Origin of the sequence: Nocardia higoensis NBRC 100133, from assembly GCF_000308595.1 — a bacterium.
Taxonomy (GTDB): domain Bacteria; phylum Actinomycetota; class Actinomycetes; order Mycobacteriales; family Mycobacteriaceae; genus Nocardia; species Nocardia higoensis.
This window is the reverse complement of sequence record NZ_BAGA01000064.1, coordinates 23092-29671: the sequence shown is the minus strand read 5'-3', so window position 1 is coordinate 29671 and position 6580 is coordinate 23092. Positions and strand designations below refer to the sequence as shown.

4 protein-coding genes are annotated in these 6580 nt (G+C 71.2%); all 4 read right to left on the bottom strand.

All coding sequences use genetic code 11. The features are described from left to right. Nucleotides 1-2886: type I polyketide synthase (locus ON26_RS08635; protein ID WP_040795502.1), on the bottom strand; the 2886-nt coding region annotated here is incomplete at its 3' end. A gap of 30 nt (nt 2887-2916) precedes the next feature. Beyond that, on the bottom strand, nt 2917-3519 hold the full coding sequence (locus tag ON26_RS08630) for an SGNH/GDSL hydrolase family protein (protein WP_040795494.1): 603 nt from the start codon (nt 3517-3519) through the stop codon (nt 2917-2919). Continuing rightward, the gene (locus ON26_RS08625) at nt 3516-4766 is read right to left on the bottom strand and encodes an NAD(P)/FAD-dependent oxidoreductase (protein WP_040795493.1); all 1251 of its coding nucleotides are present in this window, start codon (nt 4764-4766) and stop codon (nt 3516-3518) included. Before ON26_RS08625 ends, ON26_RS08630 begins: the two co-directional genes overlap by 4 nt. Nucleotides 4767-4871: 105 nt before the next feature. After that, complete coding sequence (locus ON26_RS08620) at nt 4872-6548, bottom strand: AMP-dependent synthetase/ligase (protein WP_040795492.1); 1677 nt, start codon at nt 6546-6548, stop codon at nt 4872-4874. Between the last annotated feature and the right edge of the window lie 32 nt (nt 6549-6580).

The following is a 6580-nucleotide window of genomic DNA, read 5'->3' as shown; positions in this document are numbered from 1 at the left end:
GTGCGCCGCGGCGGGCGAGACGGCAGTGCCGGGCGAGCTCACACCGTCCTGCGACGTGCCCACACCGACCCGATAGCCGTTGTCGAGGGCGGCGGCGTAGGCGGCGCGGCGGGTCTCCGGCACATACTCGGGCGCCGAGATGGTGACCGTCATCCGTCGGCTCCGGGCCGCGACGGCGGGCTCTGGCTCGACGTGGCGGTTGATCGCCTCGAGTTCGAAACCGAGCACGGCCAGCCGCACCGCCGCCCGGGTCAGCGCGAGATCGCTGTTGCCGATGGGGCCGGAGTCGGTGGGGATGGCGATCACATCCTCGCCGAGCGTGCGGCGCACCAGTGAGGTCAGCACCTGCTTGGGGCCGAATTCGACGAACACCGTGCAGCCCGCGTCGCGCATCGCGGTGAGAGCGGCGACGAATTCGACGGGCCGGCCGAGTTGCCGGGTGAGCACCTCGCGATTGGCGGCGCTGTCGTCGCCGTAGCGGGCGTCGGCGCTGTTGGCGTACACCGGCGCGTCGGGCGCGCCGAGGGTGATCTCGGCGAGCGCGGCGGCGAAGTCCTCGACCGCGTGTGCCACGTAGGGGGTGTGGAAGGCGCCCGAGACCGGCAGCGCCCTGGTGGCGACGCCGCGTTCGGCGCACATCGCGACGGCGGCGGCTACGCCTTCGGCCCCGCCGCCGATCACCACCTGGTCGGGTGCGTTGTGGTTGCAGATCCAGACGTCGTCGATGCCGTCGACGATCTCCCGCGCGACCTCGATGGCGGCGTTGAGCGCCACCATGGTGCCCGCCTCGACGCCCGCGCGCGGCGCCATCGCCGCGCCGCGCGCCTTGGCCAGGGCGAAGAAGTCGGGGCCGGTCAGCGCGCCCGCGGCCCACAGCGCGGTGAGCTCGCCGAAGCTGTGCCCGAGGTAGGCCTCGGCGCGGAAGCCGCGCTCGCGCAACGCCGCGTACTGCCCGGCGGACAACGCGCCGATGGCGGGCTGGGCGAATTCGGTACGCCGGAGCGCGGTTTCGTGTTCGGCCGCGGTCGCCTCGTCGAAGGCGGGCGGCGGGAACACCACCGAGGACAGCCGCACCGGTTCGCCGGCGAACGCGACGTTGGCGGCGTCGAACGCGGCGCCGACCGCGGGCTGGGCCATCGCGGCGTCGGCGCCCATATCGACGTACTGGCTGCCCTGCCCGGCGAACAGTGCGCCCGCCTTGCGGCCGGGCAGCGCCGCGGCGCGGTAGTAGACGCCTTCGGGATGGTCCCAGGCAGTGGCGTCGGGATTGCCGACCAGTCCGTCCACCGCCAGCGAGCGCAAGTGCTCGGCGTTCTCGTCGTCGACCGAGACGAAGCCGACGCGGGCGTGCGATTCCGGGATCGGGCCGCCGTCGACCGGCGCGACGCTGCGCACGGCGTCGATGAGCCCGGCCACATCGGGGGCGTGCCACAGGTGCGCGCGGGCCGTGCGGTGCAGCACCCGCTGGTGGTCGCGTCCGGAATCGGCTTCTTCGAGCACCACGTGGAAGTTGGTGCCGCCGAAGCCGAATGCCGAGGCGGCGGCACGGCGCACCGGCCGCTGCGGGTCGCGGATCCAGGGCCGGGTGCGCGAGTTCACGTAGTAGGGCGCCTCGGGCGCGGCGATCTCGGCGTTCGGGGCGGTCACGTTGATGGTGCCGGGCAGCACTTTCTGATGCAGCGCGAACGCCAGCTTCATCAGGCCGGCGGTGCCCGCCGCGCCCTTGGTGTGCCCGATCTGGGATTTCACGCTGCCGAGCGCGGCGAAGCGGGGTTCGGGGGTCGCGTCGGAGAGCAGCTCCTTCAAGGCGGTGAGCTCGGTCCGGTCGCCCACCGGGGTGCCGGTCGCGTGGGCTTCGATGAGGCCGATGTCGGCCGGGGAGATCTCGGCGTCGGCGTAGGCGCGGTCGAGAGCGACGCGCTGCCCGCCCGCGCGCGGGGCGTAGATGCTCTTGGCGCGGCCGTCGCTGGAGGAGCCCAGGCCGCGGATCACCGCGTAGATCCGGTTGCCGTCGCGCCGGGCGTCGGCGAGCCTGCGCAGCGCGAGCATGGTGATGCCCTCACCGAGCAGGGTGCCGTCGGCGTCGCTGCCGAACGGCTTGATCTGCCCGGACGACGAGAGCGCGCCGACCTTGCTGAAGCACAGGTAGATGAAGATGGTGTTCTCGGTGTCCACGCCGCCGGTGATCATCATGTCCGCGCGGCCGTCCTGCAGTTCGGCGATCGCGGTCCGCAACGCGGCCAGCGAGGCCGCGCACGCGGCGTCGACGGTGCAGTTGATCCCGCCCAGGCCGAGGCGGTTGGCGATGCGGCCCGCGGTGATGTTGGACAGCAGGCCGGGGAAGGAGTTGGCCTCCCACGGCGCGAACGCCGCGACGTACTTGGCGGCGATCGCCTCGGCGTCGCGCTGGGTCAGCCCGACCGAGCGCACCGCCTCCTCCAGCACGGGCGTGGACAGCCGCGCGGCCAGCGGGTGCATCAGCGGCACGGGCCCGGTGGTACCGAGCACCACGCCGGTGCGGCTGGGGTCGTACCAGGACGAGCCGGTCGCGCCCGCGTCGGCGAGCAGGTCGCGAGCCACCCCCAGGCTCAGGGTCTGCATGGTGCTGGTGACCTCGAGCTGGTTGGGTGGCAGACCGAATTCCAGCGGGTCGAACTCGATGTCGGGCAGGAAGGCCCCGCGCCGCGAGTAGGTCTTGTCCGGTGTCGCGGCGTCGGGGTCGTAGTAGTCCTCCAGGCTCCAGCGCGAGGCCGGGACCTCGGTGGTGCAGTCGACACCGTCGACGATGTTCTGCCAGTACTCTCGGTGGTTGCGCGCGTGCGGTAGCAGCCCCGACATGCCGACGATGGCAATCGGGTTGCGGGCCAGGCGTCTGTCGTCTGTCACGGAACGTTCCTCTCGGACCGAGCGGGTGTCTCAGGCGGCGACGATGGTCGCGGTGTGGGCGGCGATGAGGTCGGCGGCGGCCACCGCGAACAGGTGGTGACCGAGCGGGGCGGGGTGCAGGCCGTCGGCGGTCCACACCTCGGGGCGCTCCCATTCGGGATCGCCCGCGAGGTCGAGCCGCAGCGTGCCGGTGTCGGCGGTGACGGTGTCGAGCACCGTGTTGGCGAAGGCGAATCGCTCGCGCAGCAGGGCGCGCATACCCGGCGGCACCGGCAGCCGGGCCGGGATATCGGGGTAGCCTGCGGTGAACACCGTCGCGCCGGTGGCGCGCAGCGTGGTGAACAGGGTCCGCAGGTTGCGCTCGAACCGGGTCGCGTGGAAGTCGCTGACCAGGTCGTTGACCCCCACGACCACCCCGTAGAGCGAGGCGCGCGCCGAGAACGCCTGCGGCAGCTGGTTTTCCAGCACCGCCGAGGTGGTCGCCCCGTGCTCGCCCAGATTGCGCACGGCGGCGGGTCGCAGGCCGAGCTGCCCGCCCAGGCGCGGCACCCAGCCGCGATAGCCGCCGTCGGGCGCGACGTCGCCGCGCCCTTCCACGAAGCTGTCGCCGAGGGCGATCAGCGCGGCGGTCACGCGGTCACCCCGTTCTTGCTGACGTGGCGCGCCGAGGCGGGGAAGTTCACCTTCTCGTACAGCTCGGCCAGTTCCTGCTCGCCGAAGTACTTGTCCGGCGGGTAGATGCCGGCGATGAGGCCGAAGAACTTCTTGATGTAGTCCGGGTCCATGCTGGTGGCCCGGAACACCGAGTCGTAGTACGGGGTCAGGGTGAGCTCGGAGATACTCAGGGTCAGCTCGAAGGTGCTGGCGCTCTGGGCGTCGCGCTCACGCTGGTATTCGGCCAGCGCCTCGTCCATCGGGCGGTCGCCGGACAGGCCCAGATCGGCCAGATCGGCCAGCAGCTGGCCGTATTTGAAGGCGTCGGTGATGCCCCAGCCGGTGAACGGGTCCTTGTGGTAGCCGGCGTCGCCGACCAGTGCCCAGCCCGGACCGAACGACTGGCGACGGTAGTTGTCCGGATACAGCATCGGCCGGAACGGCTCGACCCGGGTGCCCTTCTCCCGCAGCAGCGTGCCGAGTTCCGGGTCGATCTGCTCGACGACTTCCTGCACGCCTGCGTCGGGGTCGGCGCGGAACGCGCGGAACCGGTCGCGCTTGCGCATGACCGCGACCAGGGTCAGGCCGTCGTTGGTCGGCCAGCCGGCGAACTGCTGCTCGCCGAATCCGGTGCGGTGCTGCATCCCCCAGTCCACGCCCTCGTAGTAGGAGTAGTAGATGAAGCAGGACCCGGGCGAACCCTCGTAGGTCTGCGCGCCGACCGCCTTGGCCACCACGGAGTTCGCGCCGTCGGCGCCGACCACCAGGCGGGCACGGAACTCCTGTTCGGCACCGCCCGCGACACTGCCGCGAATGCCTGCCACCCGGTCCCCGTCGAAGACGAGTTCGCTCACGGTGAAGCCCTGGATCATCTCGGCGCCCGCCGCACCGGCGGCCTCCACCAGCACCTCGTCCAGCACGGTGCGGCGCGGGCAGTACACGGCGTCTATGCCGTCGGCCGACGGGTCGGCGAAGCCCCTGATGTCGATGTCGGTGTAGGAGAAATTCAGGTGCCGGATCGGCGGGCACCCGGTGGCGACGACCCGGTCCAGCAGCCCCCACGACTTCAGGAAACCGAGCCCGGCCTGGTGCAGGTAATGGGTCGAGGGAGTGTCGCTGGGAAAGGTGGCCCGGTCGACGGCCAGGACCCGGTATCCCTTCCTGGCGAGCAGCATGGCGAGCGGCGCACCGGCCACCCGGGTACCGACAACGATGACGTCGTACATATTCGCATCACTTTCCGGGAGTGAGAACTTCGAGTTCGAGTCTGCGAGCGAGAAACGGTCCGAACCACCCCCGGCAGGGGTCGTTCATCGGCCGATCGAAATGAGTTATCGCGCGACGCTGCGCGAGGAATAGAGGGCCGCGATATCGTCCGCGTAGGCCTTTTCCACGGCTGCCCGGCGCAATTTCCGCGACGAGGTGATCAGGCCGTCCTCGACGGTGAAATCGCCGTCGACGATCCGGAATGCGCGCACCGATTCCGCGCGCGAGACCAGCGCGTTGGCCGCCTCGACCGCCGCGCCGATCTCGGCGTCGAGATCCAGGCCGGGATCGGCGGCGCGACGGCGGCGCACCTGATCCCCGTCCAGGGTGACCAGCGCGGTCACGAAGTCGCGGCCGTCGCCGACGACCATGCAGTTGCTGACCAACGGGTGCAACCGGATCCGATCCTCGAGCGGGGCGGGCGCGACGTTCTTGCCACCGGAGGTCACCAGGATCTCCTTCTTGCGCCCGGTTATACGCAGGTATCCGTCGGCATCGAGTTCGCCGAGATCACCGGTGCGCAGCCAACCCTCGGCATCGGCCATCGGCACGTCCGCGGCCGCACCCCAGTAGCCGGGCGAGACGTGCGGCCCGCGGACCAGCACCTCGCCGTCCGCGGCGACGGCGACCTCGGTGCCGGGAATCGGCCTGCCCACGGTGCCCAGCCGGTGCGTATCCACCGCGTTCACGGTCACCGCGGTGGCCGCCTCGGTCAGGCCGTAGCAGTTGAGCAGCAACACGCCGAATCCGGCGTAGAATCCGATGGTCGACTCGTCCAGCGAGGCGCCACCGGAGATCACCCCGCGCAGCCTGCCGCCCAGCGCGTCGGAGACCGGATGCGACACCGGCTCGGGCACCTGCCCGGCGCGCAGCACTTCCAGCCCGCGGGCCACCGCGGCGTCCTCTTCCTCCGCGCCGGAAAGCTTGGTACGGCAGTACTTGCGGATCTTCTCCAGGCCGTAGGGGATCATCGCGAGGAAGGTGGGCCGCAGCACCGGCAGGGCGGGCACCAGGTCCGGGATGGCGGGCAGCAGATGGGTTCGGCTGCCGCCGAACAGGCAGGCGAACAGGATCGTCTGGCCGAACACGTGCGCCAGCGGCAGCGCGAGCACCGTCGTCCCGTCGAACAGGTCGCCGGTGCGGCGCACGGTGTTGGCCGCGGAGACGAACATGTTGCGGTGGGTGATGACACACCCCTTCGATAGCCCGGTGGTGCCGCTGGTGTAGACGATCATCGCCGGGTCGCCTGCCCGCACCGCCGCGATCACCCCGTCCAGCTCGGGGCTCTGCGCGCCCAGCGACCATTCGGCCACCTGCGGGAAGGTCCACACCTGCCGCGCACCGGCCGCGCGCAGTCGCTCGGCGTCCTCGCCGGTCTCGGCGGCGAAGTACGCGCTGCCGCTGTCGGCGACGATGTGGGCGATCTGGACCGGCGAGGATGTCGGGTACACCGGCACCACCACGGCGCCGATCGCCGGCACCGCGCAGTCCAGCAGCGCCCATTCCAGGCCGGTGCGGCCCAGCACGGCCACCCGGTCACCGGCGCGTACTCCCTGCGCCAGCAGCGCCGAGGCGAGCGCGCGCACCCGCCGGTCGACCTGCAGGCAATCGAGTTGGGTGCCATCGGCGCCACACAGCGACAGCCGCGTCGGATGCCGCCGCGCGGCGCCGGAGATCACCGAGTACAAGCCCTCGGAATCCGCTATATCGAAACCATTTTCGGCCACAGAAACTGTGTTCACGATATGAATTCTGCGGGGCCCGATCCACGATC